The organism is Pedobacter jamesrossensis (genome assembly GCF_042650905.1).
GTDB lineage: Bacteria > Bacteroidota > Bacteroidia > Sphingobacteriales > Sphingobacteriaceae > Pedobacter > Pedobacter jamesrossensis.
Window position 1 is genome coordinate 25,689 of sequence record NZ_JBHSBY010000138.1, and the last position, 25,527, is coordinate 51,215.

The following is a 25,527-nucleotide window of genomic DNA, read 5'->3' on the forward strand; positions in this document are numbered from 1 at the left end:
TTTTTGCTCAGTTTATTTTACAATATTTGATAGTTCCTTATCAGAATAATAACCAAACCGGATTATGTTAAAAAAACTACACCTCTATTTTTTAATAGCAGGCACTTGCGTTTCGTTAAATTCGACCGCACAAGATGCCGTTAGCTACCAAACTCCACCAAAAGAAATTGCTGATTTATTACTTGCAAAGCCTACGCCAGGTGTAAGTATTGATGATAAAGCGGAGTGGATTTTATTCAGCGAAAGAAACTCATACCCTTCTGTAGAAGAATTAGCGATGCCTGAATATCGTATTGCAGGCTTACGTTTAAACCCAAATAATTATTCTCCAAGCCGTATTACCTACATCAATAATTTCAGCTTAAAAAACATTAAAACAGATAAAACGTTTCCAGTAAGCGGCTTACCAACTCCGTTATACGCAAGCAATATTAGCTGGAATCCGTCACAAAATAAAATTGCATTTACAAATACAACTCAAAAAGGTGTAGACCTTTATATAATTGATTTAGTGAGTAAAAAAGCAACTAAAACAAACAAAACATTTTTAAATGTTGTTTTAGGAAGTGGTTTAACTTGGTTAAATGATAACACAATTATCTACAGAGCGGTTACAAAACCAGCAAGTGCTGCACCTGTAAAACCGTTAATGCCTAAAGGTCCGACTGTTCAACAAAATTTAGGTAAGGCGGCACCAAGCCCTACTTATCAGGATTTGATTAAATCGCCATTTGACGAACAACTTTTTGAATTCTACGGAACATCGCAACTGGTAAAAAATACTGCTGGTGTAGAAACACCGATTGGCAAACCTGCAATTTATTCGTCGGTTAGTTTATCTCCTGATAAAAGCTTTATGCTTACCGAAACCATTCGCAAACCATTTTCTTATTTGGTTACCGCCCGTGGATTTCCAACAACTGTTACTATTACAGACTTAGCTGGAAAAACAGTTAAAGTATTAGCAGAATTACCTTCAGCAGAAGGTACACCATCGGGTTATGACAATACACAAAATGTTGTTCGCGGTTTTGATTGGCGTGATGACCAACCTGCAACAATTGTATGGTCGAAACCTTTAGACAGCGGTTTGATTAAGAAAAATGTGCCATTTCATGATGCCGTTTATGCATTAAGTGCTCCATTTACTGGCGCAGAGAAAGAACTTTTTAAAACGAAAACCCGTTACCGTGGCGTACAATGGGGCAATGCTAATTTAGCTTTGGTAATGGAAGGTTTACGTAGTAAACAAACAAATACCGTAAGCGTTTACAATCCAACAACTGGTACATTAGAAGAATTGTACAGCCGTAACCAAACAGATGCTTACGGCAATCCAGGAACGCCTGTTACCACAAAAAATAAATATGGCCGCTCGGTTATACATACCGTTGATAACGGCACCAAACTTTTAATGAATAACACCGTTGGCTCATCAGACAAAGGAGATTTACCTTTCCTAGCTAAATTTGATTTGGCAACTAAGAAAAACGATATCATTTGGCGCAGTGCCGAAGGAACGTTTGAATATGTTAGTGACGTAATTGATGCAGACAAACTGGTTTTACTTACCCGTAAAGAGAGTCAGAAATTAGTTCCAAACTATTACATTAAGAATTTAGTGTTACGTATGGCCGATAGGCCAGTTACAGCTTTCGCAAATCCCTACCCTTCTTTAGATGGAATTACGAAAGAGAAAATATCTTATAAACGTGCTGATGGTGTTGATTTAACTGGAGATTTATATCTACCAAAAGGCTACAATAAGGAGAAAGATGGCGCTTTGCCAGCAATTATCTGGGCTTATCCGCGTGAGTTTAATTCGGCAGCTGACGCAGCGCAAATTCGCGGTTCGAAAGATAAGTTTACAGCAATTGCATGGGGTTCTCCAATTTATTGGGTAACCCGTGGTTACGCTGTTTTAGATAACGCAGAAATGCCAATCGTGGCTAAAGATGGCAAAAAACCGAACGATACTTTTGTTGACCAGTTAAGCTTAAATGCAGAAGCAGCAATTAATAAATTATCCGACTTAGGTGTTGGTGATAGAAAACGTATGGCAGTTGGTGGGCACAGTTACGGTGCTTTTATGACGGCTAATCTTTTAGCCCATACCAACTTATTTGCCGCAGGCATTGCACGCAGTGGTGCTTATAACCGCACGCTTACCCCTTTTGGTTTCCAAAACGAAGAACGCACTTATTGGGAAGTTCCTCAACTATATTATGAAATGAGCCCTTTCAGCTATGCTGATAAAATTAAGACACCTTTGTTATTAATTCACGGAGATTCTGACGATAACACAGGCACCTATCCAATAAATAGCGAGCGTTTATTCGCCGCAATTAAAGGATTGGGTGGTACTGTTCGATTTGTTTTTATGCCATTCGAAGCACACGGTTATCGTGGTAAAGAAAATATTTTACACGTACTTTGGGAGCAAGATCAATGGCTTGAAAAATACGTTAAAAACAAGAAGTAGAATTCAATTTCTAATAAAAATGCCTCGTTAATCGAGGCATTTTGTTTTACATTGTTTTTAAAAATGCTAAATTAAAAACTTAGTATTGTTTGCTATTAATGCCTAATTTTGCATTTTAAATCAAACCCGAATATAAAAGCATTTACTTGTTTTATTTACTATGGATTACATCGATTATTACAAAATTCTTGAGATTAAAAAAGATGCTTCGGCAGATGAAATAAAAAAGGCTTATCGCAAACTTGCCCGTAAATATCATCCTGATTTAAATCCAAATAATGAAGAGGCGAATAAAAAGTTTCAACAAATAAATGAGGCAAACGAGGTTTTAAGTGATGCGGATAAACGCAAAAAATATGACCAATACGGCCAGAATTGGCAACATGCAGATCAGTTTAATTCTCAGCGCCAAAAAAGGCCACAAGGTGGTGGTGGATTCGGTGGTGGTTTTTCAGGCGGTGATTTTGGCGGAAGCGATTTTTCTGATTTCTTTTCTTCGATGTTTGGTGGTGGCGGAAGCAGAAGCAGTAGTCGTTCTCCATTTAAAGGCCAGGATTTTACAACAGAATTAAACCTTAATTTGTTAGATGCTTACACCACACACAAGCAAACGCTTAATATAAACGGAAAACAAGTCCGCATTAATATTCCGGCAGGCGTAGAAAACGGCCAAAAAATAAAACTTCCTGGTTACGGTGCACCAGGGGCAAACAATGGTCCGGCAGGCGATCTGTTTATCACTTTTAATATTGCCGAACACTCTAAATTTAAAAGAAAAGGGAATGATATTTACCTACAGGAAACCGTTGATTTATATACGGCTATTTTAGGGGGAGAAAAAATTGTGGAAACACTAAATGGTAAAGTAAAACTCACTATCCCAGCCGGCACACAGCCTGATACAACACTTAGACTAAAAGGAAAAGGATTTCCTATTTATAAAAAGGAAACCCATTTTGGTGATTTATACATCAAATGGCAAATCAAATTACCTACAAACCTTAATGCCCAGGAAAAAGAATTGTTTGAGAAACTTTCTAAACTCTAAGCAAATATCAAATTAAGCTTTTATTAAAAGTTTTTGAATTCATAGTTATTCATTAGTTTAAATATTATAGTCTTTTAAGGCTATGATAAAAAAATCATTTTTTTAATATTAGTTTATTAAATTGGGACTTTAAAACTAAAACAATGAGTGATTCTTCTTTAAAATTTATTGAAAAAATAAAAGCTTCTTATGCACCTACAGGCTCATATATTTACCTTGGAGCAGGTATTTTAGATGGACAGGTTTATGGCGATGCCGAAGTAAATTTATCATTAAAGATGATGAACAGGCATGGTTTAATAGCTGGGGCTACTGGTACAGGTAAAACCAGAACATTGCAATTGCTTGCCGAACAACTTTCTGATGCCGGTGTTCCAGTTTTTATGTTAGATGTTAAAGGCGATTTATCAGGCTTAAATCAACCAGGCAGTATCAATCCAAAAATAGAAGAACGAGCAGCTCAATTAAAAAAACCTTTCACACCATCAGGTTTTCCTGTAGAAATTTATTCGCTTTCTGGCAAATTGGGTGCACAAATGCGTGCAACCGTTTTAGAATTCGGGCCAACACTTTTATCTAAAGTATTAGATTTAAACGACACTCAATCTGGTGTTATGGCAGTCATTTTCAAATATGCCGATGATAATAAAATGCCAATTATCGACCTTAATGACTTAAAAAAACTAGTTTCTTACCTATCAGAAGGTGCAGGCGCAGCAGAAATAAAAGAAAGCTATGGTACTATTTCTACAGCAACCTCGGGTACTATTTTAAGAAAGATTGTGGCTATCGAACAACAAGGCTTATCTGGCATGTTTGGCGAAAAATCTTTTGATGCAGACGATTTGTTCGAACGTGTAGATGGAAAAGGTATAATCAGCCTTTTGAACATTGCTGATGTTCAAAATCAACCTGTTTTATATTCTACATTCTTATTGAGTTTGCTTGCCGAACTTTTTAATACCCTACCCGAAGTTGGCGATTTAGATAAGCCAAAGCTGGTTTTCTTTTTTGATGAAGCACATTTACTTTTCAATAATTCTTCGAAAACATTTTTAGGACAAATTGAAACTATAATCCGTTTAATTCGCTCGAAAGGTGTTGGTGTTTTCTTCTGTACACAGTCTCCAACAGATGTTCCAGAAAGTGTTTTAGGACAATTAGGCAATCGTGTTCAACACGCATTAAGGGCTTTTACACCTAACGATGTAGATGCACTTAAGAAAACAGTTAACACGTATCCAAAATCAGATTTTTATCAAATTGATAAGGTCTTAACATCTTTAGGTACTGGGCAGGCACTGGTTACGGTACTAAATGAAAAGGGTATTCCAACTGAGGTTTCGGCAACAATGCTAACTCCTCCAAGAGCTGTAATGGGTCCTTTAACTGCTGCTGATTTTGATAAAGTGGTAACTGGAAGTGCAATGTATGCAAAATACAAAGACCCAATTGACCCTGAAAGTGCTTACGATATTTTAACAAAAAGAATAAATGACCGTGTAGCGGTTGAAGAACAGCAAAAACAAGAAGCTGAGGAGCAAAAACAAGCTGAAATAGAAAGCAAACCTAAACCTGGCGAAAAAAGCTTAGTTGAAAAAGTAATGGGTGCTACAATAACCCGTCAAATTGGAAGAGAAATTGTTCGTGGGCTTTTTGGTATGTTAACCGGAAAAAAAACAAGAAGTAAAAGCGGTGGTGGTTTATTTGGCTTTTAAATAAAAAACATGAAACCATCATGATTTTGCCAACCACAAACACCAATGAATAAAATCATGATAGCTTCATAACCATTGAAAATAATTTTATACATATGAAATAGCCATGTACCGAAACGCACAAACACAAATGAAGATACATGACGTATTCCATATGACAATTGAAAACAATATTATCTACATATGAAGCCATCATGATTTTGCCAACCACAAACACCAATAAATAAAATCATGATAGCTTCATAACCATTGAAAATAATTTTATACATATGAAAATTTTTCTCTTTATATTACTTTTCTTTTCTATAGCAGCAAAAGCACAATCAGAAATTAAACCATTTGGAGACATTAGGGGGACGCCACTTACTTTAGTAAAATATACTGATGTGGTAGGAAGCCCATATCTATACGATTTTTGGGTTAAAGGTAAAGTAACCTTAAAAAATGGCAAGAAATATTCAAACGATTCATTGAAATATGATGTTACTGATGACAAGCTAATTTTCAAAAATGATGATGGCAGTTTGATGCATTTTGCAGATCCGGTTAAAGAATTTGAATTATTAAATAAAGACCTTTCTATTTCTCGTTTTGTGAATGGCTTACCACCTTCAAACGGATTTAGTGCTGAAACATATTATCAGGTTATTGCCGAAGGTAAAATTCCGCTCTTCAAAAAAACTAGCAAGTTCATTACAGAAAGCAAACAATATAATTCGGCAAGTGCTACAAAATTATTTAACACAACGTATAGCTATTATTACTTGCAAAATGGAAATTTGATAAAAATTTCTCCAAATAAGAAATCTATTATTGCTTTATTTGGACTTAAAGATGAACAACTTACAGAATACATAAAAAAAGAAAAGGTCGATTTTAAAAAAGATGAAGACTTAAATAAATTATTTACATATTTTAACAATTAACTAAAATTAAACGTCTCCCTTATCATAAAATTGACTTGGGATTACTATTTTCGCAATATGAAACCTACCTTATTAATATTGGCTGCAGGTATGGCAAGCCGTTATGGAAGCATGAAACAAATTGATGGCTTCGGTCCTAATGGAGAAACCATCATTGATTATTCTATTTATGATGCAATTAAAGCTGGATTTGGCAAAGTTGTTTTCATTATAAAAGAAGAATTTGTAGATAATTTTAAATCGATTTTCGAACCAAAATTAAAAGGAAGAATTGAAACGGATTACGTTTTCCAAAACTTCGATTTAAAACAATTTGGTATTGAAGAAGAGATATATAGAGAGAAACCATGGGGAACTGCTCATGCTATTTTATCTGGAAGAAAAGTAGTTAAAGAGCCTTTTTGCGTTATCAATGCAGATGATTACTACGGTTACGATGCTTTTAAAAAGATGGTTGATTTCTTAAATGATGAAGCAACTGACAGTAATTTTTCTATCATTGGTTACGAAATTGGCAAAACACTTTCTGAGTTTGGTGCAGTATCGCGTGGTGTTTGTAAAGTAGATGCCGCAGGTAATTTAGAAGAAATTATTGAGCGCACAAAAGTTTATCCTAAAGACGGAAAAATCTTCTATGAAGAAGATGGCGAGGAATTTCCGTTAGAATTTGAAACTCCTGTTTCGATGAATTTTTGGGGATTTACTCCAGCCGTATTCGAAATTACAGAGAAATTATTTAAAGAATTTGCAATGGCAAATAAAGATAAACCCAAAGCAGAATTCTTTATCCCATTAATCGGCGAAAATTTAGTAAAAACAGGAGAAGCTACTTTTAAAGTTGTTCCAACATCAAACAAGTGGTTCGGTGTAACTTATAAAGAGGATAAGCCTTATGTTCAGGATAGTATTGACCAATTGGTTAAGAACGGAACATACCCTGAAAAACTATGGAATTAAATTTAGATTCCGAAGTTTTAAAAGCATACGGGTACACTAAAGAAAATATAAAAATTAGTCAAATAGGTGCGGGGTTAATTAACCGCACTTATTTGCTTTCACCCATATCCGAAGATAAAAAGTATATTCTTCAGAACATTAATACTTCGGTTTTTAAAAACCCACAATCCATTGCTAATAACCTCAAAGCAATATCCGATTATCTTTCTAAAACATATCCCGATTATCTATTTATAAAACCTGTTTCTGCCGTTAATGGAGCCGAAATGGCATTTATTGATAATGAATATTGGAGAATGCTGCCTTTTGTACCCAATGCCACGTCTTTAGATGTCCTAAGCAACGAAAAGCAAGCTTTTGAAGCTGCAAAACAGTTTGGAAAACTAAGCAGACTATTAAATAATTTTGATGCTTCAACATTAGAACCAACCATCCCTGGTTTTCATGATTTAGGATTACGTTTTGAACAATTTTCATCAGCATTAAGCGCAACTTCTAATGAACTTAAAAGGCTGGCAAAACCTCAAATTGATGATGCTTTAGAGCACAAATATATCTTAGATTATTTCAAATCATACTCGCATAGAGTCGATTTCCCTAACCGTGTAATGCATCACGATACAAAAATCAGTAACGTATTGCTTAACTCTAAAACATTTGAAGGTGTTTGCGTTATTGACTTGGATACGATTATGCCTGGTAAATTTATTTCTGATTTAGGCGATATGATGCGTACTTATATTTGTGCATTCTCAGAAAATGAAACCGATTTATCGAAAGTAAAAATCAGATTATCTTATTTTGAAGCCACGATAAAAGGATATTTATCTGAAATGAAAGGCATTTTAACGGATACTGAAAAAGAACTACTTTTATTTTCTGGAAAATACATGATATACATGCAAGCTTTGCGTTTTCTAATTGATTTTTTAAACGGTAACAAATATTATCCAACCATCTATTCCACACAAAATTTAGATAGGGCAAAAAATCAATTTAAACTACTTCAGGAAATTACTTTAAATGATAAAGAATTGCAAGATATTATTGAGGAGAATTTGTAAATTGAATTCTCTTTTCGGTCAAAAAATCCAGAATCATTAAAAATATTTAAGTAATATGTCTTTAACATTAGAAAAATTAAGCGTGATGTAGCGTTTTTAGTTTTATTTAAAGATTAAGATCTGCAATTTAATTATAGCTATATGTTTTTTATCTTAAGAAAACCATTTACGAATTTATCTCGTAAGTAACCTAATAAAAAACTTAAACAAAAAACAAATAGTATGAAAAAGCAATTTTTAAGTCTAGCAATGGGAGTAACATTTTTAGCTTCTATCGTAGCTTGTAGTTCTCCTAAAAAAGATTCAGCTGCAGACAGTACGGGAATGGATTCTAATGCAATGGCAATGGACACTACTGCAACAGAAACTGGTGTTGAAGTTGGTGGTGCAATGATGGTACCTTCTAAAAACATCGTAGAAAATGCATCTGGTTCTACTGATCACACTACATTAGTAGCCGCAGTAAAACAAGCAGATTTAGTCGAGACTTTGAGTGGCAAAGGTCCATTTACCGTATTTGCTCCAACAAATGAAGCATTTGCGGCAATTCCAAAAGCTACTTTAGATGGTTTGATGAAACCAGAAATGAAAGCAGATTTAAGCAAAATTTTAACTTACCACGTAGTTCCTGGTGCTTTAAAAGCCGCAGATTTAAAAGATGGTGAAGAATTAACCACGGTACAAGGTGGCAAACTTAAGGTATCTGTTAAAGATGGTAAAGTTATGATAAATGGTGCAAACGTAACCGTTGCAGATGTTATTTCTAGCAACGGAGTTACACACGTTATTGATGGTGTTTTAATGCCAAAATAATTCAATATTAGCGATATTATTTTCTATCTCTGAACATTTCTTCATTACAAAGTGTTAAAGATGCCAAGTAATTTCATCATTTAACATGATAATATATTATATTACTAAAAAAGCGTTACTGAAACTAATCAGCAACGCTTTTTATATTTAAAATCTTCGGTTTTTGAACCTCCAACTTTTAGACTAAAGAAAAGACTTATTTCTCCTCTTTAACTTCTTCGAAATCAACATCGGTAACGTTATCGCCACCCCCTTGAGGTTGACCATCAGCTTGTGGTTGTTCGCCACCTTGAGGCTGACCACCCTCTTTGTACATTTCCTCAGATGCTACGTTCCAAGCAGCTTGCAATTCAGCTGATGCTGCATCGATATCTGCAAAGTTACGAGATAAGTGAGCTGCTTTTAATTTCTCTAAACCAGCTTCGATTGGTGCTTTCTTATCAGCAGATAATTTTTCACCGAACTCTTTTAATTGTTTCTCAGTAGAGAAGATTAAAGCATCAGCACCATTGATTTTATCAGCTTCTTCTTTTTGCTTAGCATCATCTGCTGCATTAGCTTCTGCTTCTTCTTTCATTTTCTTAATCTCAGCATCAGTTAAACCTGAAGAAGCTTCGATACGGATTTTTTGCTCTTTACCAGTAGCTTTATCTTTAGCACTTACGTGTAGAATACCGTTAGCATCAATATCAAAAGCAACTTCTACTTGAGGCACACCACGAGGTGCTGGTGGAATACCATCTAAAATGAAACGGCCAATTGTACGGTTTTGACCAGCCATTGGGCGCTCACCTTGTAAAATATGAATTTCTACTGAAGGTTGATTATCAGCTGCAGTTGAGAAAGTTTCAGATTTTTTAGTTGGGATAGTAGTGTTAGACTCGATTAATTTAGTCATTACACCACCCATAGTTTCTATACCTAATGATAAAGGTGTAACGTCTAATAACAATACATCTTTCACATCACCAGTTAACACACCACCTTGAATAGCAGCACCAATTGCTACAACCTCATCAGGGTTAACACCTTTACTTGGCTCTTTACCAAAGAAAGCTTTAACAGCATCCTGAATTGCAGGAATACGAGTTGAACCACCTACTAAGATAATTTCGTCGATATCGCTTGTGTTTAAACCAGCATTTTTCAAAGCAGATTTACAAGGGTCGATAGTACGTTTAATTAAATCACCAGCTAATTGCTCAAATTTAGCACGAGATAATGTACGTACTAAGTGTTTAGGGCCGCTAGCATCAGCAGTAATGTATGGCAAGTTGATTTCTGTAGAAGTTGTGCTTGATAATTCAATTTTAGCTTTCTCAGCAGCTTCTTTTAAACGTTGTAAAGCCATCGGATCTTTTGCAAGGTCCATACTGTTTTCAGCTTTAAATTCAGATGTTAACCAATCGATAATAATGTGGTCAAAATCATCACCACCTAAGTGTGTATCACCATCAGTAGATTTTACTTCGAAAACGCCATCACCTAATTCTAAAACAGAAACATCATGCGTACCACCACCACAATCAAAAACAACAATTTTCATGTCTTTGTGTGCTTTATCTAACCCATAAGCTAAAGCAGCAGCAGTTGGCTCGTTAATGATACGTTTTACTGTTAAACCAGCAATTTCACCAGCTTCTTTCGTAGCCTGACGTTGTGCATCGTTAAAGTAAGCAGGTACTGTAATAACCGCTTCAGTAACCTCTTGACCCAAGAAATCTTCAGCAGTTTTTTTCATTTTCTGCAAAATCATTGCAGAAATTTCTTGTGGAGTATATTTTCTATCGTCGATTTCAACACGTGGTGTGTTGTTATCGCCTTTAACCACTTTATAAGGTACACGTCCAGCTTCTTTCGCACTTTCGTCGTAGCTGTTACCCATAAAGCGTTTAATTGAATAAATCGTTTTTGTTGGGTTAGTTATAGCCTGACGTTTAGCTGGCTCGCCAACTTTACGTTCGCCGTTTTCTGCAAAAGCAACAATAGACGGTGTAGTACGTTTACCCTCACTGTTCGCAATAACTACAGGCTCGTTGCCCTCCATTACGCTCACGCAAGAGTTTGTTGTTCCTAAGTCTATTCCAATAATTTTTCCCATTGTATTTTGTATTTTCTTTCTTTTTAAAGTATTGTAATTTCTTCCTATCAAACAATGCTTGTGCCAATTGGTTTTTGGCAGAAAATATAGACAAAAGACTGATAAAATGTAAAAAAATAAGTCAATTGGTACTGACAGCATGACAGAAAAAAGACTAAAGGCTAAAGCTGAAAGACTTAAGAAGAGGTATATTAATTATTTGAAAATGAAAGTTAGAATCTTTTCGGGAGCATTTGCCCCGTTAATCGCTGTAGTCCCGATAAAAATCGGGAGCTTTTGCCTTTATCGGGTTATTGAATAAAGCTTGAGGCCTGTTGCAATGTTTTCGATACCACAAACTTTCAAAGCAGCGAAGACTTGCATCAAGCCTTGATTTTTGTTTCTTTTATCAAGAAAAACAAAAAAACCTCTGGCCAAGACAAACAAACAACAGCAATAAAGATGAATAACCTAAATTTATTGTATCTTCAATAACCAAATCAAAATAATATGCTATTAGCAGCACAAATAGTAATTGGGCTTGTTGCCATAATCCATATTTATATCATGTGGTTAGAAATGTTCGCGTGGACAACCAGAGCACCAAAAGTTTTTAAAACCATACCGAAAGATTTATTTCCGCCGACTAAAACATTAGCTGCAAACCAAGGCTTATATAATGGATTTTTAGCAGCAGGTTTAATCTGGTCGCTTTGCATTGCCGACCATCACTGGAGGTTTTACGTAGCTGTATTCTTTTTAACCTGTGTAATTATCGCTGGTATTTACGGTGCTGCAACAGCAAGTAAAAAAATTCTTTATGTGCAATCCATACCCGCTTTGGTTGCTTTGATTTTATTGCATGTTAGATAACTAATTACAAAGAAAAAAATCTAACAACATAAAACAATTAAAAATCACATAAGCGCTCGTCTTATATTTTTTACATTTAGATAGTTAATTTTAGATAGATGCTGAAATCAATTCAGCATGACGATCGTGTTATTACAAATCCAACAACCGCTCCAAATGATGATAACCGATTCCAAAGTATTCTTTGCTATCCTTTATTCTTTGCAAAATCTCTGTTTTTCTTTTGCTTTCGGCTTTAGTCTTTAAGCTTTCCGCTCTCTTTACTCCTACAACCAACACATTCTTAGGTGTATGCGCATCAGAAATAAATTCAAAAACCTTTGTCTTATAACCAAAGTATTCTAAAATTAAAGCTCTAATTCCATCAGTTACCATTTCTGCCTGCCGTTCTAAAAAGATTCCATATTTAGTCAAAAACGCAACGTCATTCTTTACTTTGCTCTTTTCTATTTCTCTTCGGATTTGTTTGTGGCAACAAGGTGCAACCACTATTAATTCAGCACCAGCCTTAATGCCCTTAAAAATTGCATCATCGGTCGCGGTATCACAAGCATGCAAAGCAATTAAGAGATTTACATTTTCTGCATTGTAATCTTCAATTGTTCCCTCCACAAAATTTAATTTATCTAAAGAAGATTTATCTGCAACAGCATTACACAAATCAACCATGTCCGAGCGGTATTCTACACCAATCACTTCAGAATCTAATTTTAAAACCGAGTGTAAATAATCGTACAATGCAAAAGTTAAATATCCTTTACCAGAGCCCATATCAGCAACCTTTTTAATTGTGCCTTCTGGCAACTCTTTAATTAAAGAACTAAGAATTTCTATATAATGATTGATCTGTTTGAATTTATCCTGTGCATTTTTATACACTTTGCCGTCAGCATCGGTAATTTTTAATTCAGTTAAATAAGATTTATCATCTGCTTTAATTAATCTTGCTTTCTCTTTATCATGATTAGCATCAGGCATTTCTTTCGTTGATGCCGAAGTTTCTCTCAAAACAATTTTACCATTATTCAACTCTTCAAAAATTATATCTTTTCGAGTGGTAAATAAAGTTGCAATTTTAAAACCTGTTTGCAAGTACGCCGATATTAAATTTACAGCTTCAAGCACTTCGAAGTTTTTTACAACATCTCGTGTTTTATATCGAAATGTAAAAGCTAATTTCTCCTCTCGTTTAATGGAAACCTTACGAATCAGAATTTGTTTCAAAGCTTCTTCCTCACCTTTGTAATTCCCTAAAGAAATTTTAACAAAAACTTGTAAGTTTAAGCTTTCTTTTAAAGCAGAAATAAATTGTTCTATGTTTGCTGAAAATACCATCAATAAATTTTAAAGTGTAAAGATAAACCAATTTATCTGGAGATGAGTTTAAGAGAAACAATGTAACAATTGGGCGACTTTTTTATTTATCAAAAATTCAATTCACCGACAAAAATTCTTTAAAATATCTATTCAATATGGATTAGAAAAACATTTAGGTAATACGATTTAGGAATATCTAAAACGAAACATTATCTATAATCATTCCAAAAAGAATTATCTCTTTTATTTCAATAAAATTAGCCTTAAATTAGAATTCATTTAATTTCTAACCACATTACATGAGTGACTTTCAAATAAAAAAATCGCCAACAGTTTACGATGCCATTGTTGTTGGATCTGGAGCTGGTGGCGGAATGGCAGCTTACGTTTTAGCTAATGCAGGCCAAAAAGTTTTAATGCTAGAAGCTGGTCAATATTTTGACCCAAGAATGGATTCTCATCAGCTTAAATGGCCTTGGGAATCCCCTCGCCGTGGAGCATCTACAACCAGACCTTTCGGAGATTTTGACGCCTCTTATGGTGGCTGGGAATTAGAGGGCGAACCCTATACACAGAAAAATAAGACGGAATTTGAATGGTTTCGGTCGCGTATGTTAGGTGGAAGAACAAATCACTGGGGAAGAATTTCCCTAAGAATGGGTCCACAAGATTTTAAGCCAACTGATGGTTTAACAGATGATTGGCCCATAACCTATGCCGATGTTAAACCTTTTTACGATAAAGTTGACAGGATGATTGGCATTTATGGTACTGCGGAAGGCATCGAAAATGAACCAGACGGAATCTTCATGAAACCACCAAAACCTAGGTTAAATGAATTATTTATAAAAAAAGGTGCTGAAAAAGCAGGCGTTAAAGTTATCACTGGTCGCGGAGCTGTAATGACAGAATCTATTAAAGGTAATAACGATCGTGCACCTTGTTTTTATTGCGGCCAGTGCGGCAGAAGCTGTAAGGTTTATGGAGACTTTTCTGCTTCCTCATGTTTAGTTATTCCAGCGGTAAAAACTGGTAACTTAACAGTTATTACCGATGCTATGGTGCGTGAAGTTATAACAGACAAAGACGGAACAGCAGTTGGTGTTTCTTATGTAAACAGAAAAGATTTACAAGAATATCAGGTTAACGGCAAGTTAGTTATTTTAGGTGCCAGTGCCTGTGAATCGGCACGTATTCTATTAAATTCTAAATCTTCGGCACATCCAGGTGGCCTAGCAAATAGCAGTGGCGTAGTTGGAAAATATTTACACGACTCTACAGGTGCTGGTGTTTCTGGCTTTTTACCGCAGCTAATGGATAGAAAGCGATATAATGAAGATGGCTTAGGAAGTGTTCACATTTATTCACCATGGTGGCTTGATAATAAAAAATTAAATTTCCCAAGAGGTTATCATATCGAATATGGTGGTGGAATGGGTATGCCATCTTATGGCTTTGGAGGCGGTGTTTCGAAGATAAACGGAATGGTGCCCGATAGAAATGGTAAGATGAAAGATGCCGGAGGCTATGGAAAATCGCTAAAAGATGATTATCGTCGTTTCTATGGTACCAATGTGGGTATGGCCGGCCGTGGAACTGCAATTGCGAGAGAAAGTAACTATTGCGAGATAGACCCTAATATGGTTGATAAATATGGCATTCCGGTATTAAGGTTTAATTATACCTGGGCGAAAGAAGAAATTCTACAGGCCAAACACATGCAAGAGACTTTTTTATCAATTATGAAAGAAATGGGTGCTGTTGTAACTTCAGAAATTCATGGAGCGGATACAAATTATGGATTATTAAACCCAGGAAAAATTATTCATGAAGTTGGAACAATTCGCATGGGTGATGATCCAAAAAAATCTGCATTAAATAAATATTGTCAGGCGCACGATTGCAAAAATTTATTTGTGGTTGATGCGGGCCCATTTGTACAACAGGGTGATAAAAATGCAACATGGACAATTTTAGCATTAGCAATGAGAACCGCTGAATATATTTTGGCGCAAAAGAAAAAACAAAATATTTAATATGAATAGAAGAGAATCCTTAAAGGCAATTGGCCTTACAGCGATAAGTACAGCTGTTCTTGTTGAAGCTTGTAAGCAACCTGAAACTAAAACCGAGATAGCTGCAAAGCCAGAAGAGACTGCAAAGGAAGCCGGCCGTGAACAGTGGGAAATAGATCGAGATAAAAAATTAAAATCCGAAACCTTTTTCACGAAGCATGAAATGGCTACAATAACTGTTCTTGCCGATATTATTATTCCAAAAGATGAAGTTTCTGGTAGTGCATCAGATGCTAAAGTTCCAGAATTTATAGAGTTTATTGTTAAAGATATTCCCGAACATAAAGTTCCAATGCGTGGTGGCTTAAAATGGTTAGATATTTATTGTTTTAACAAATTCCAAAAATCCTTTGTTGAAGCTTCTGAAAAAGAACAAATTTCGATTGTTGATGAAATAGCATATCCTAAAAAAGCAAGACCAGAAATGCAACCAGGAGTTACATTTTTTAACAGAATGAGAGATTTAACTGCTTCTGGTTTTTACACTACTCAAATAGGCGTTAACGATATTGGTTATGTTGGAAATTCTCCTAACCAATGGGCTGGTGTGCCAGATGATGTATTGAAGCAATATGGAATGCAGAATGTGAAAATCTAATCAAAATTTTATACAAAAGCGAAGTATCAAATATCGAATACTTCGCTTTTTATTTTCTACTTATTCGATTCTTTCAAGTCGATCTTACGATAAACATTAAATCGTTTAGCAATTCCCTCTCGGCCACCCTTTTCAGCCAAAGGCGTTAAAATCAAATTAAAATCGAAGCTCAGTTCATCGTCCTTATGCATCACTAAGCTCCCAGTAGAAACATCCGTAAGCATAGAACTACCTTTTATATTTATTTTAATGTCCCCCTTATTTTGATTATTCCATCCATTTATAAAATTTATCGCATCCTTTTTATCATTAATACTAAGGTAAAGTCCAGTGCTATCAGTACCAATCCAAACTGCAGGCTTAATATTCTTACCATCTTTCCAACTCCATTTAACCGTATCAGGACGTAAATAATTCTTTTGTCCTAAACCAGCCAAATATTTTGCTTCACCTTTATCAAACGGGATATGAAAATTAATATTAGTAAACTCAACATCATTTAATGCTCGTAAATTTACCTGGTAACTTACAAAGCCATTTGATTGCATTTTGCCCCTAACATCCATTTTTATATTTGGAGAAAAACTGTTAGCCATCCATACTATCGAATCTATAGTCTTTGAAATCAAATCGAATTTATCTACACTCATTTTCTCCTGAAATTTAGCCGAATTAAAGAAATGAAAATGAATTGGCTCATATAACAAACGGGTAGGTTTATCAGTAAAGCTTTCAACATTATCAGAAAAAAAAGATTCAATTTGTTTAGGGAAGCCATCATTATTTATTTCAAATTTTCTTCCATCAATAGAAATCGTATGATCAATAATATTTAAAGATTTAATTGGCTTTTTTTCTCGTGATTTCTGTGCAAAAACGCTTAGACTTATTATGCAAACTAGCGTGGTTGAAATTAGTTTAATCATTTCGATGATGGATAATACAATGGTTAGAATGATGGTTCAATATAAACAAAAGAGTCCTGCTCTTTCGAACAGGACTCTTTTCTTAAGTGAATAAAATTATTATTCTCCTTTTGGTTCTGCAGGTGCAGGAGCTTCTTCAGTAGTAGCTTCTGGTGCAACCTCTTCAGTAGTTTCAGCTTTCGCTTCTTTAGCTTTAGGAGCAGCACTTTTACTTCTACCACGACGAGTTGTTTTCTTCTCTTCTGCAGCTTCTACGTCTTTACCGTAAACTGTATTGTAATCTACCAGTTCAATTAAAGCCATTTCAGCGTTATCACCTAAACGGTTATTTAATTTAATGATACGAGTGTAACCACCTGGACGATTTGCAACTTTCTCAGCAATTTCGCGGAATAGAATAGTTACAACTTCTTTATCTTGTAAGTAAGCAAATACTGTACGACGAGAGTGAGTTGTATCACTTTTAGATTTAGTGATGATTGGCTCAACATACATACGCAAAGCTTTTGCTTTAGCTAAAGTTGTTGTAATTCTTTTGTGCAAAATAAGTGATGAAGCCATATTAGCTAACATCGCCTTTCTGTGGCTTGCGGTTCTACCTAAATGGTTTACTTTTTTACCGTGTCTCATTGTTTTTTAATTAAGTGTATACCGTCTCTTATCGAGGGAATTATACACTATGAAAAATTAATTAATTTCTAAATTTCCATTTAAGGAATTTAGGTGTTATTCTTCGTCTAATTTAAATTTAGACAGGTTCATACCAAATGATAAACCTTTTGATTTTACAAGTTCTTGAATCTCTGTTAAAGATTTTTTACCGAAGTTTCTGAATTTTAACATATCAGCAACATCGTAAGAAACTAAATCAGCTAAAGTACGGATATCAGCAGCTTTTAAGCAGTTTAATGCTCTAACCGATAAGTCCATATCTACTAATTCAGTTTTAAGGATTTTACGCATGTGTAAAATTTCCTCATCAACTTCTTTAGTTTCTTCTTTTGCTTGAGACTCTAATACTAAGTTCTCATCAGAGAATAACATAAAGTGTTGGATAAGAATCTTGGCCGCCTCTTTTAATGCTTCTTCTGGATGAATTGAACCATCAGTAGAAATATCTAATACCAATTTCTCATAATCCGTTTTTTGTTCAACACGGAAGTTTTCAATTGTGTATTTTACGTTTTTCATTGGAGTGTAGATCGAATCAATAGCGATAACACCTACAACAGCATCAGCAACTTTATTTTCTTCAGCAGGTACATAACCACGTCCTTTATTGATGGTTAATTCTACTTCTAAAGTAACAGATTTATCCATATTGCAAATTACATGCTCAGGATTTAAAACTGTAAAGTTGTTAGAGAATTTAGTGATATCACCAGCTTTGAATTGATCTTGACCGTTAACAATGATGAAAACTTTTTCAGCATCACCAGAATCACCTGTTTTCTTAAAACGAACTTGTTTTAAGTTTAAGATGATATCAGTTAAATCTTCTACAACACCTTTCATGGTAGAAAACTCATGCGAAACGCCTGAAAAACGAATAGTAGTAATAGCATAACCTTCTAACGAAGAAAGTAAAATTCTTCTTAAGGCATTACCAATTGTTACACCGAAACCGGGCTCTAAAGGACGAAATTCAAATATGCCATCGAAATCAGTTGATTTCTGCATGATCACTTTGTCTGGTTTCTGAAATGCTAAAATTGCCATTTATATTTTTTTAAATTCGTTATTGAATATATAGTAACATCAAAATAGTTAATTACCCTTTTGAGGTAATTAACTATATCACTTATTACTTTGAGTATAACTCGATGATTAAGTTTTCCTTAATGTTTTCTGGAATCTCGTCGCGTTGAGGGTAAGTTAAGAACTTACCTGTTAACTCACCAGCATTCCACTCTAACCAGGCAAATTTGTTAATTGTTCTGCCTGCAACTGAGTTACTAATTGATTCTAATGATTTAGATTTCTCACGAACCGCAACAACATCACCAGCTTTTAACTGATATGAAGGGATATTTACAACTTCACCATTCACAGTTACGTGTTTATGGCTAACTAACTGGCGTGCACCAGAACGGGTTGTTGCAATACCTAAACGGTAAACTGTATTATCTAAACGTGCCTCCAATAATTGAAGTAAGTTATCACCTGTGATACCTGCACGAGAAGATGCTTTTTTAAACAAGTTACTGAACTGTTTTTCTAATACACCATAAGTATATTTTACTTTTTGTTTCTCCATTAACTGGATAGCATATTCAGATTGTTTTCCTCTTCTTTTTGATGAGCCATGTTGCCCAGGAGGATAATTTTTTCTGTCTAACACCTTATCAGGACCGAAAATTGGTTCTCTGAATTTACGGGCGATTTTTGATTTTGGGCCTGTATATCTTGCCATTTTTTTCTGTTTTAAAGTATCATTCGGCCTGTAACCGAAGATTCTTAGCTTTAAAATTAATTAAACTCTTCTCTTTTTAGGAGGACGACATCCGTTGTGTGGAAGTGGAGTAATATCTTTAATAGACATTACCTCAATACCTGCTACTTGCAAAGTTCTGATTGCTGATTCACGACCTGAACCTGGACCTTTTACAAACACTTCAACTTTACGTAAACCTAAATCAAATGCAACTTTACCGCAATCTGAAGCTGCTTGACCAGCTGCATACGGAGTATTCTTTTTAGAACCTTTAAAGCCCATTTTACCAGCAGAAGACCATGAAATAGTCTGTCCGTTGTTATTTGTTAAGGTAACGATGATGTTGTTGAAAGTAGCATTGATATGAGCCTGACCAACAGACTCAATTACAACGATACGTTTTTTGGTTACTTTTTTACTCTTAGCCATTTTCTTATTTAACGATTTTTGACTTACGATTTTAGATTTGAAGAACTAACAACCGTAATTCGTAAATCTAACATCTCAAATCTACTTTCTATTTAGTAGCTTTTTTCTTGTTAGCAACTGTTTTTCTCTTACCCTTACGAGTACGTGAGTTATTCTTAGTACGCTGACCACGAGAAGGTAAACCTTTTCTGTGACGTAAACCGCGATAACAACCAATATCCATTAAACGTTTGATGTTTAACTGAACCTCTGAGCGTAAAGCACCTTCTACTTTAATCTCATCGTTAATCATTGTACGAATTGCTGATAACTCATCATCAGACCAGTCTTGTACTTTCTTGTTAAGATCGATACCTGCAGTAGTTAAAATACGTTGTGCAGTTGTTTTACCAATACCATAGATATAAGTTAAACCAATCTCTCCTCTTTTGTTTCTTGGTAAATCAATACCTGAAATCCTTGCCATATTTGTTTATGTTTTTTAGTAAGTCTGAACGGCGGGCCACCGTTGTGCAGCACATTACAATATTTTAAATTACCCCTGACGTTGCTTGTATTTTGGATTTTTCTTGTTGATAACGTAAAGTTTACCTTTACGGCGAATAATCTTGCAATCAGCGCTACGTTTTTTAATTGATGATCTAACTTTCATTTTATTTGTATCTATAAGTTATGCGACCTTTTGTTAAATCATAAGGCGACATTTCCAATTTAACTTTATCACCAGGCAGAATCTTGATATAATGCATCCTCATCTTTCCTGAAATGTGCGCAATAATTTCATGCCCGTTTTCGAGTTCTACTCTAAACATCGCATTGGATAATGCTTCTCTTATTACTCCGTCTTGTTCAATTGAGGCTTGTTTAGCCATATTTTGTTGATTGTTACTTAATTAGCTGCTTCTAAACAGGGTTGCAAAATTAAATAAAAAATTTTAATTATTTACTTTTTTTGTTGTAAAACTTCTTCTATTAAAGAAAAGGTTGATAAAACATCTGCCTGACCCTTTTTTATTGCAACTGTATGTTCAAAATGAGCTGAGGGTTTGTTATCCTTACTTGTTACTGTCCATCCATCTTTATGAAATTTAATACCTGCTGCGCCTGCGTTAATCATCGGTTCTATAGCGATTACCATTCCTTCTTCAAGTTTTGGACCACTACCTCGTTTTCCATAATTAGGAACTTCTGGTTTCTCATGAAGTTTTACGCCTACACCATGTCCTACGAGTTCTCTTACTACGCCAAATCCATTAGCCTCTGCATATTGTTGTATGGCAAAACCAATATCACCTATACGCATTCCGACTACTGCTTTCTCTAATCCAAGTTCAAGGCAACGTTTTGTAACTTCAACTAACTTCTGCTTTTCAGCATCCACCTCTCCTATCGAAAAAGTGTATGCTGAATCGCCGAAATAATTATTTTTAATTACACCACAGTCAACCGAGATTAAATCACCTTCTTTAATTACATAATCGCTTGGAAAACCATGAACAACTTGTTCATTAGGCGAAATGCATAAAGAATTAGGGAAACCGTTATAATTTAAGAATGCAGGAATTGCTCCGTTATCATTCATAAACTCGTAAGCCAGTTTATCTAACTGATTTGTTGTTACTCCTGGTCCGATAATTTTAGCTACTTCAGCTAAGGTTTTCGAAACAAGTAAAGAACTCTCTCTTATTAACTCTATCTCTTCAAGAGATTTGTAATAAATTTTAGACATTATTTATAACTACAACGCAGCGTTGCTACTAGCAGCAGGAACACCTGTTCTGCCTGTAACACGTCCCGTTTTCATTAAACCGTCATAATGACGCATTAAAAGATAACTTTCAATTTGTTGCAATGTATCTAAAACAACACCCACCAAAATAAGTAGTGAAGTACCACCAAAGAAGTGAGCAAATTCTTGTTTAATACCAAACTTTACAGCAACAGAAGGTAAAATAGCAATAATCGCTAAAAATACTGCACCTGGAAAAGTGATTTTAGAAATTACATCATCAATAAAAGTTGATGTTGCAAAACCAGGTTTAACCCCTGGAATAAAACCACCATTTTTCTTCATATCATCACTCATTTGAGTTGGATTAACTGTTATAGCTGTATAGAAGAAAGTAAATGCAATAATTAAAAAAGCGAAAGTTAAGCTATATGCTAACGATGTTGTATTGCTAAATTGGATTAACCAAGAACCCTGCAGAGAAGGAACAAATTGAATTAAAGCACCTGGAATAAACATTAATGCTTGCGCAAAAATGATTGGCATTACACCTGCTGCATTAACCTTTAAAGGAATATATTGACGTACACCACCAAATTGACGATTGCCAACTATCTTTTTAGCATATTGTACCGGCACCTTACGAACACCTTGTACAATTAAGATAGTAAACATTACAATCGCAAATAAGGCAACAACCTCTAATACTAAAGCAACCGGACCACCGCCAGTACTTGCCGCTCCTACTTTATCCGAAAACTCCTGGCTAATAGCCTGAGGTAAACGAGCAATGATACCCACCATAATAATTAATGATGTACCATTTCCAATACCTTTATCTGTAATTTTTTCACCTAACCACATTACAAATAATGTACCCGCAGTTAATACAAAGGTAGAAAGAACTAAAAATAATGTGTTTGGTAATAAAATAGCTTCAGCAGGAACCTGTGTTTTAACATAACCAACTGATTGAACAATTGTAATTGCCACCGTTAGGTAGCGGGTAATCTGGTTCATTTTTTTTCTACCACTTTCACCTTCTTTCTGCATTTTTTGGAAAGAAGGAACAGCAATACCTAATAGTTGCACCACAATTGATGCAGAGATATAAGGCATTACCCCTAAAGCTAAAATAGAAACACGAGAGAAAGAACCTCCGGCAAACATATCCAGTAAGCCTAAGATACCTGATTTCTCGTTTTCGCCTAAAACATTAGGATCTACACCTGGTAAAACCACGTGAGACACAAAACGGTATACCAAAAGAATCATGACCGTAAATAATATACGCTCTTTTAATTCTTGAATTTTCCAGATATTACTTAAAGTAGTAAATAGCTTCTTCATTTAATAATTACAATTTTACAATTGAACCACCTGCTGCTTCGATAGCTTTTTGTGCGGTTGCAGAAAACGCATGTGCTGTAATCTCTAATTTTGCTTTTACCTCACCACGACCTAAAATTTTAACTAAGTCATTTTTTGAAGCTAAACCGTGCTCTTGTAAAGAAGCGAAATCGATAGTTGTTAAGCTGAATTTTTCAGCTAACGCCTGTATTACATCCAAGTTTACACCAACATATTCTGTACGGTTAATTGGTTTGAAACCAACCTTAGGCACACGACGTTGTAAAGGCATTTGACCACCTTCGAAACCGATTTTCGTTTTGTGACCAGAACGAGAACCTGCACCTTTGTGACCACGAGTTGAAGTACCACCACGGCCTGAACCTGTACCACGACCAATTCTTTTACTGTTTTTTGTAGAACCTTTTGCAGGTTTTAAAGTATTTAAATTCATTTTTTTGAATTTGTGTTGCCCTTCGCTTTCACTAAACAGGTACAACGATTAAACATATATAAAGCTAGTACAGGTTATACCCATACTAGCTCTAAACTTTATTAAATTGCTTCGATAGCTACTAAGTGATTCACTTTGCGAACCATACCGATAATTTGTGGTGTAGCCTCTACTTCAACACTTTGGTTCATTTTAGATAAACCTAAAGCCTGAACGGTTCTTTTTTGGCGCTCGCTTCTGTCGATAACGCTTTTTACTTGTGTTATTTTGATCTTAGCCATGATATTATCCGTTAAAAACTTTGTTTAAATCGATACCACGAGTTTGAGCTACTGTATAAGCATCACGCATTTTTGTTAACGCATCAACAGTTGCTTTTACCACGTTGTGAGGATTTGATGAACCTTTAGATTTTGCTAATACGTTATGAACGCCAGCACTTTCTAATACAGCACGCATTGCACCACCAGCAATTACACCTGTACCTACTGCAGCTGGTTTGATTAATACAAAACCACCTGAGAATTTACCGATTTGCTCGTGAGGAACAGTACCGTTTAAAATTGGAACTTTAACTAAGTTCTTTTTAGCATCATCCACACCTTTTGCAATTGCTTCAGTTACTTCTTTCGCTTTACCTAAACCGAAACCAACAACACCGTTTTCATCTCCAACAACAACAATTGCTGAGAAGCTGAAAGTACGACCGCCTTTAGTTACTTTGGCAACACGTTGTATACTAACCAAACGATCCTTTAATTCGATATCGGTGGTTTTTACTCTTTTTATATTAATAGTTGACATCTTACTTTTCTTTTCAGATTAAAATACTAGACCAGCTTCGCGGGCACCCTCTGCCAACGATTTAATACGACCGTGGTATAAATAGCCATTTCTATCGAAAACAACTTCTTTAACACCAGCAGCAATTGCTTTTTCTGCTACTAATTTACCTACAGCTACAGATTGGTCGCTTTTGTTTCCTGTTCCAGAAAAATCTTTTGATAAAGATGATGCTGAAGCTATTGTTGTACCTGTGATGTCGTTAATTACCTGAGCATAAATCCCTTTATTGCTTCTAAATACAGATAACCTTGGACGTTCGTCAGAACCAGTAAGTCTCTTTCTGATCCCTTTTTTAATACGATCTCTTCTTGATAATTTTTTACCTGCCATGATTACTATTTTTTAGATGCTGATTTACCTGCTTTTCTTCTTAACACTTCACCTACAAACTTAATACCTTTACCTTTATAAGGCTCTGGAGCACGTAACGAACGAATTTTCGCAGCTACCTGACCGATAAGTTGTTTATCAATACTTTCTAAAATGATTTTAGGAGTTTGACCTTTTTCTGATGTAGTGGTTACTTTAATCTCTTCTGGTAATTGAAATACATAATGGTGAGAATAACCTAAAACTAGATCTAGTGTATTACCTGTGTTTGTAGCACGGTAACCAACACCTACTAATTCTTGAGTTAATTTGTAACCATCTGTAACACCAATAACCATATTGTTAAGCAATGAACGGTATAAACCATGTAGTGCTTTGTGTTTCTTTTGCTCTGAAGGACGATTTACTGATAAAATTCCGTCTTCTTGGCTAACAGTGATATCTGTATCTACTGCTTGTGTTAATTCACCTTTAGGACCTTTTACACTTACTACATTATCTTTCGATACAGTAATTGTAACACCTGCAGGGATTGTAATTGGGGCTTTTCCTATTCTTGACATTGTGCTGTTCTCCTAATAATTAATAAACGTGACACAATACCTCACCACCAATGTTTAATTTGGCTGCTTCTTTATCAGTCATTACACCTTTAGAAGTAGATAAGATTGCGATACCTAAACCGTTTAATACTCTTGGCATATTTTCAACACCAGCATAGTTTCTCAAACCTGGTTTACTAATTCGCATCAAAGTACGAATAGCAGGAACTTTAGTAATTGGATTGTATTTCAAAGCGATTTTGATTGTGCCTTGAACTGTAGTATCTTCAAACTTATAGTTCGCGATGTAACCTTTGTCAAAAAGAACTTTTGTAATTTCTTTTTTAAGGTTTGATGCAGGAATTTCTACAACACGGTGGTTGGCCTTAATGGCATTCCTTACTCTTGTTAAATAATCTGCTATTGGATCTGTATTCATTTGTTATTGTTTTTGATAGTGGTTTCCTTCTGCTACCCAGCTGTGGGACCTGCTATCGGTTAAAATTCTTTTTAAAGCAAAAAAACTAAAGCACAAA

General features: G+C 35.1%; 28 protein-coding genes. 10 read left to right on the forward strand and 18 right to left on the reverse strand.

Going from position 1 to position 25,527, the window contains the following annotated elements:
* The first annotated feature begins 64 nt into the window (after window positions 1–64).
* From ACFOUY_RS16765 to ACFOUY_RS16795, 7 genes are all read left to right on the forward strand, one after another.
* The gene (locus tag ACFOUY_RS16765; RefSeq protein ID WP_378962365.1) at window positions 65–2,482 is read left to right on the forward strand and encodes an alpha/beta hydrolase family protein; all 2,418 of its coding nucleotides are present in this window, start codon (window positions 65–67) and stop codon (window positions 2,480–2,482) included.
* Window positions 2,483–2,642: 160 nt separating this feature from the next.
* Window positions 2,643–3,530: a DnaJ C-terminal domain-containing protein gene (locus ACFOUY_RS16770; protein WP_378962366.1), complete on the forward strand. Its 888-nt coding sequence runs from the start codon at window positions 2,643–2,645 to the stop codon at window positions 3,528–3,530.
* 143 nt (window positions 3,531–3,673) lie between these two features.
* Window positions 3,674–5,248, forward strand: a complete 1,575-nt coding sequence (locus tag ACFOUY_RS16775; protein ID WP_378962368.1) for a helicase HerA-like domain-containing protein — start codon at window positions 3,674–3,676, stop codon at window positions 5,246–5,248.
* Between the two features lie 269 nt (window positions 5,249–5,517).
* Window positions 5,518–6,174, forward strand: coding sequence for a hypothetical protein (locus tag ACFOUY_RS16780; RefSeq protein WP_378962369.1), 657 nt, complete (start codon window positions 5,518–5,520; stop codon window positions 6,172–6,174).
* 57 nt (window positions 6,175–6,231) lie between these two features.
* Entirely contained in the window at window positions 6,232–7,131 is a 900-nt protein-coding gene (locus tag ACFOUY_RS16785; RefSeq protein WP_378962370.1) for a nucleotidyltransferase family protein, read from the forward strand.
* Window positions 7,122–8,195, forward strand: a complete 1,074-nt coding sequence (locus ACFOUY_RS16790) for a phosphotransferase enzyme family protein (RefSeq protein WP_378962371.1) — start codon at window positions 7,122–7,124, stop codon at window positions 8,193–8,195. The genes ACFOUY_RS16785 and ACFOUY_RS16790 overlap by 10 nt, the downstream gene beginning before the upstream one ends.
* Before the next feature lie 222 nt (window positions 8,196–8,417).
* Window positions 8,418–9,008 carry a fasciclin domain-containing protein gene (locus tag ACFOUY_RS16795; RefSeq protein WP_378962372.1) on the forward strand — a complete coding sequence of 197 codons (591 nt, stop codon included), beginning with the start codon at window positions 8,418–8,420 and terminating at the stop codon, window positions 9,006–9,008.
* A gap of 196 nt (window positions 9,009–9,204) precedes the next feature.
* Here the strand turns inward: ACFOUY_RS16795 and dnaK are convergent, their stop codons facing one another.
* Window positions 9,205–11,109, reverse strand: coding sequence for a molecular chaperone DnaK (gene dnaK, locus ACFOUY_RS16800; protein ID WP_378962373.1), 1,905 nt, complete (start codon window positions 11,107–11,109; stop codon window positions 9,205–9,207).
* Between the two features lie 489 nt (window positions 11,110–11,598).
* Here dnaK and ACFOUY_RS16805 point away from each other — a divergent pair, with 489 nt between their 5' ends.
* Window positions 11,599–11,961, forward strand: coding sequence for a DUF1304 domain-containing protein (locus ACFOUY_RS16805; RefSeq protein WP_378962374.1), 363 nt, complete (start codon window positions 11,599–11,601; stop codon window positions 11,959–11,961).
* Window positions 11,962–12,093: 132 nt separating this feature from the next.
* Here ACFOUY_RS16805 and ACFOUY_RS16810 read toward each other — a convergent pair whose 3' ends face one another.
* Window positions 12,094–13,296 carry a class I SAM-dependent methyltransferase gene (locus ACFOUY_RS16810; RefSeq protein ID WP_378962375.1) on the reverse strand — a complete coding sequence of 401 codons (1,203 nt, stop codon included), beginning with the start codon at window positions 13,294–13,296 and terminating at the stop codon, window positions 12,094–12,096.
* A 281-nt stretch (window positions 13,297–13,577) separates the two neighbouring features.
* Here ACFOUY_RS16810 and ACFOUY_RS16815 point away from each other — a divergent pair, with 281 nt between their 5' ends.
* Together ACFOUY_RS16815 and ACFOUY_RS16820 are read left to right on the forward strand one after the other, a co-directional pair.
* Complete coding sequence (locus tag ACFOUY_RS16815) at window positions 13,578–15,314, forward strand: GMC family oxidoreductase (RefSeq protein ID WP_378962376.1); 1,737 nt, start codon at window positions 13,578–13,580, stop codon at window positions 15,312–15,314.
* A 1-nt stretch (window position 15,315) separates the two neighbouring features.
* Window positions 15,316–15,951, forward strand: coding sequence for a gluconate 2-dehydrogenase subunit 3 family protein (locus ACFOUY_RS16820; RefSeq protein WP_378962377.1), 636 nt, complete (start codon window positions 15,316–15,318; stop codon window positions 15,949–15,951).
* 56 nt (window positions 15,952–16,007) lie between these two features.
* On the opposite strand, the gene ACFOUY_RS16825 is transcribed toward ACFOUY_RS16820, so the two are convergent.
* The 16 genes from ACFOUY_RS16825 to rpsH form a co-directional block, all read right to left on the reverse strand.
* Window positions 16,008–16,877 carry a glycoside hydrolase domain-containing protein gene (locus ACFOUY_RS16825; RefSeq protein WP_378962378.1) on the reverse strand — a complete coding sequence of 290 codons (870 nt, stop codon included), beginning with the start codon at window positions 16,875–16,877 and terminating at the stop codon, window positions 16,008–16,010.
* 99 nt (window positions 16,878–16,976) lie between these two features.
* Entirely contained in the window at window positions 16,977–17,507 is a 531-nt protein-coding gene (gene rplQ, locus ACFOUY_RS16830; RefSeq protein ID WP_378962380.1) for a 50S ribosomal protein L17, read from the reverse strand.
* Between the two features lie 96 nt (window positions 17,508–17,603).
* Entirely contained in the window at window positions 17,604–18,596 is a 993-nt protein-coding gene (locus tag ACFOUY_RS16835; RefSeq protein ID WP_056097531.1) for a DNA-directed RNA polymerase subunit alpha, read from the reverse strand.
* A gap of 85 nt (window positions 18,597–18,681) precedes the next feature.
* Window positions 18,682–19,290 carry a 30S ribosomal protein S4 gene (rpsD, locus tag ACFOUY_RS16840; protein ID WP_025145206.1) on the reverse strand — a complete coding sequence of 203 codons (609 nt, stop codon included), beginning with the start codon at window positions 19,288–19,290 and terminating at the stop codon, window positions 18,682–18,684.
* 60 nt (window positions 19,291–19,350) lie between these two features.
* Window positions 19,351–19,740, reverse strand: a complete 390-nt coding sequence (gene rpsK, locus ACFOUY_RS16845; RefSeq protein ID WP_055910073.1) for a 30S ribosomal protein S11 — start codon at window positions 19,738–19,740, stop codon at window positions 19,351–19,353.
* Between the two features lie 88 nt (window positions 19,741–19,828).
* Window positions 19,829–20,206: a 30S ribosomal protein S13 gene (gene rpsM, locus ACFOUY_RS16850; protein WP_056869760.1), complete on the reverse strand. Its 378-nt coding sequence runs from the start codon at window positions 20,204–20,206 to the stop codon at window positions 19,829–19,831.
* Window positions 20,207–20,275: 69 nt separating this feature from the next.
* Window positions 20,276–20,392, reverse strand: a complete 117-nt coding sequence (rpmJ, locus tag ACFOUY_RS16855) for a 50S ribosomal protein L36 (protein ID WP_010599887.1) — start codon at window positions 20,390–20,392, stop codon at window positions 20,276–20,278.
* 1 nt (window position 20,393) lies between these two features.
* The gene (gene infA, locus ACFOUY_RS16860) at window positions 20,394–20,612 is read right to left on the reverse strand and encodes a translation initiation factor IF-1 (RefSeq protein WP_010599888.1); all 219 of its coding nucleotides are present in this window, start codon (window positions 20,610–20,612) and stop codon (window positions 20,394–20,396) included.
* Between the two features lie 71 nt (window positions 20,613–20,683).
* Entirely contained in the window at window positions 20,684–21,469 is a 786-nt protein-coding gene (gene map, locus ACFOUY_RS16865; protein ID WP_378962381.1) for a type I methionyl aminopeptidase, read from the reverse strand.
* 9 nt (window positions 21,470–21,478) lie between these two features.
* Complete coding sequence (gene secY / locus ACFOUY_RS16870; RefSeq protein WP_378962382.1) at window positions 21,479–22,819, reverse strand: preprotein translocase subunit SecY; 1,341 nt, start codon at window positions 22,817–22,819, stop codon at window positions 21,479–21,481.
* Window positions 22,820–22,826: 7 nt separating this feature from the next.
* On the reverse strand, window positions 22,827–23,273 hold the full coding sequence (gene rplO, locus ACFOUY_RS16875; RefSeq protein WP_378962383.1) for a 50S ribosomal protein L15: 447 nt from the start codon (window positions 23,271–23,273) through the stop codon (window positions 22,827–22,829).
* A 101-nt stretch (window positions 23,274–23,374) separates the two neighbouring features.
* On the reverse strand, window positions 23,375–23,554 hold the full coding sequence (gene rpmD / locus ACFOUY_RS16880) for a 50S ribosomal protein L30 (protein WP_010599892.1): 180 nt from the start codon (window positions 23,552–23,554) through the stop codon (window positions 23,375–23,377).
* A 4-nt stretch (window positions 23,555–23,558) separates the two neighbouring features.
* Window positions 23,559–24,077 carry a 30S ribosomal protein S5 gene (gene rpsE / locus ACFOUY_RS16885; RefSeq protein WP_010599893.1) on the reverse strand — a complete coding sequence of 173 codons (519 nt, stop codon included), beginning with the start codon at window positions 24,075–24,077 and terminating at the stop codon, window positions 23,559–23,561.
* Window positions 24,078–24,095: 18 nt separating this feature from the next.
* Window positions 24,096–24,449: a 50S ribosomal protein L18 gene (gene rplR / locus ACFOUY_RS16890; protein WP_378962384.1), complete on the reverse strand. Its 354-nt coding sequence runs from the start codon at window positions 24,447–24,449 to the stop codon at window positions 24,096–24,098.
* Between the two features lie 5 nt (window positions 24,450–24,454).
* A complete protein-coding gene (gene rplF, locus ACFOUY_RS16895) occupies window positions 24,455–25,012 on the reverse strand; it encodes a 50S ribosomal protein L6 (protein ID WP_378962385.1) in 558 nt (185 codons plus the stop codon).
* Window positions 25,013–25,031: 19 nt separating this feature from the next.
* Window positions 25,032–25,430: a 30S ribosomal protein S8 gene (gene rpsH / locus ACFOUY_RS16900; RefSeq protein WP_056869756.1), complete on the reverse strand. Its 399-nt coding sequence runs from the start codon at window positions 25,428–25,430 to the stop codon at window positions 25,032–25,034.
* Between the last annotated feature and the right edge of the window lie 97 nt (window positions 25,431–25,527).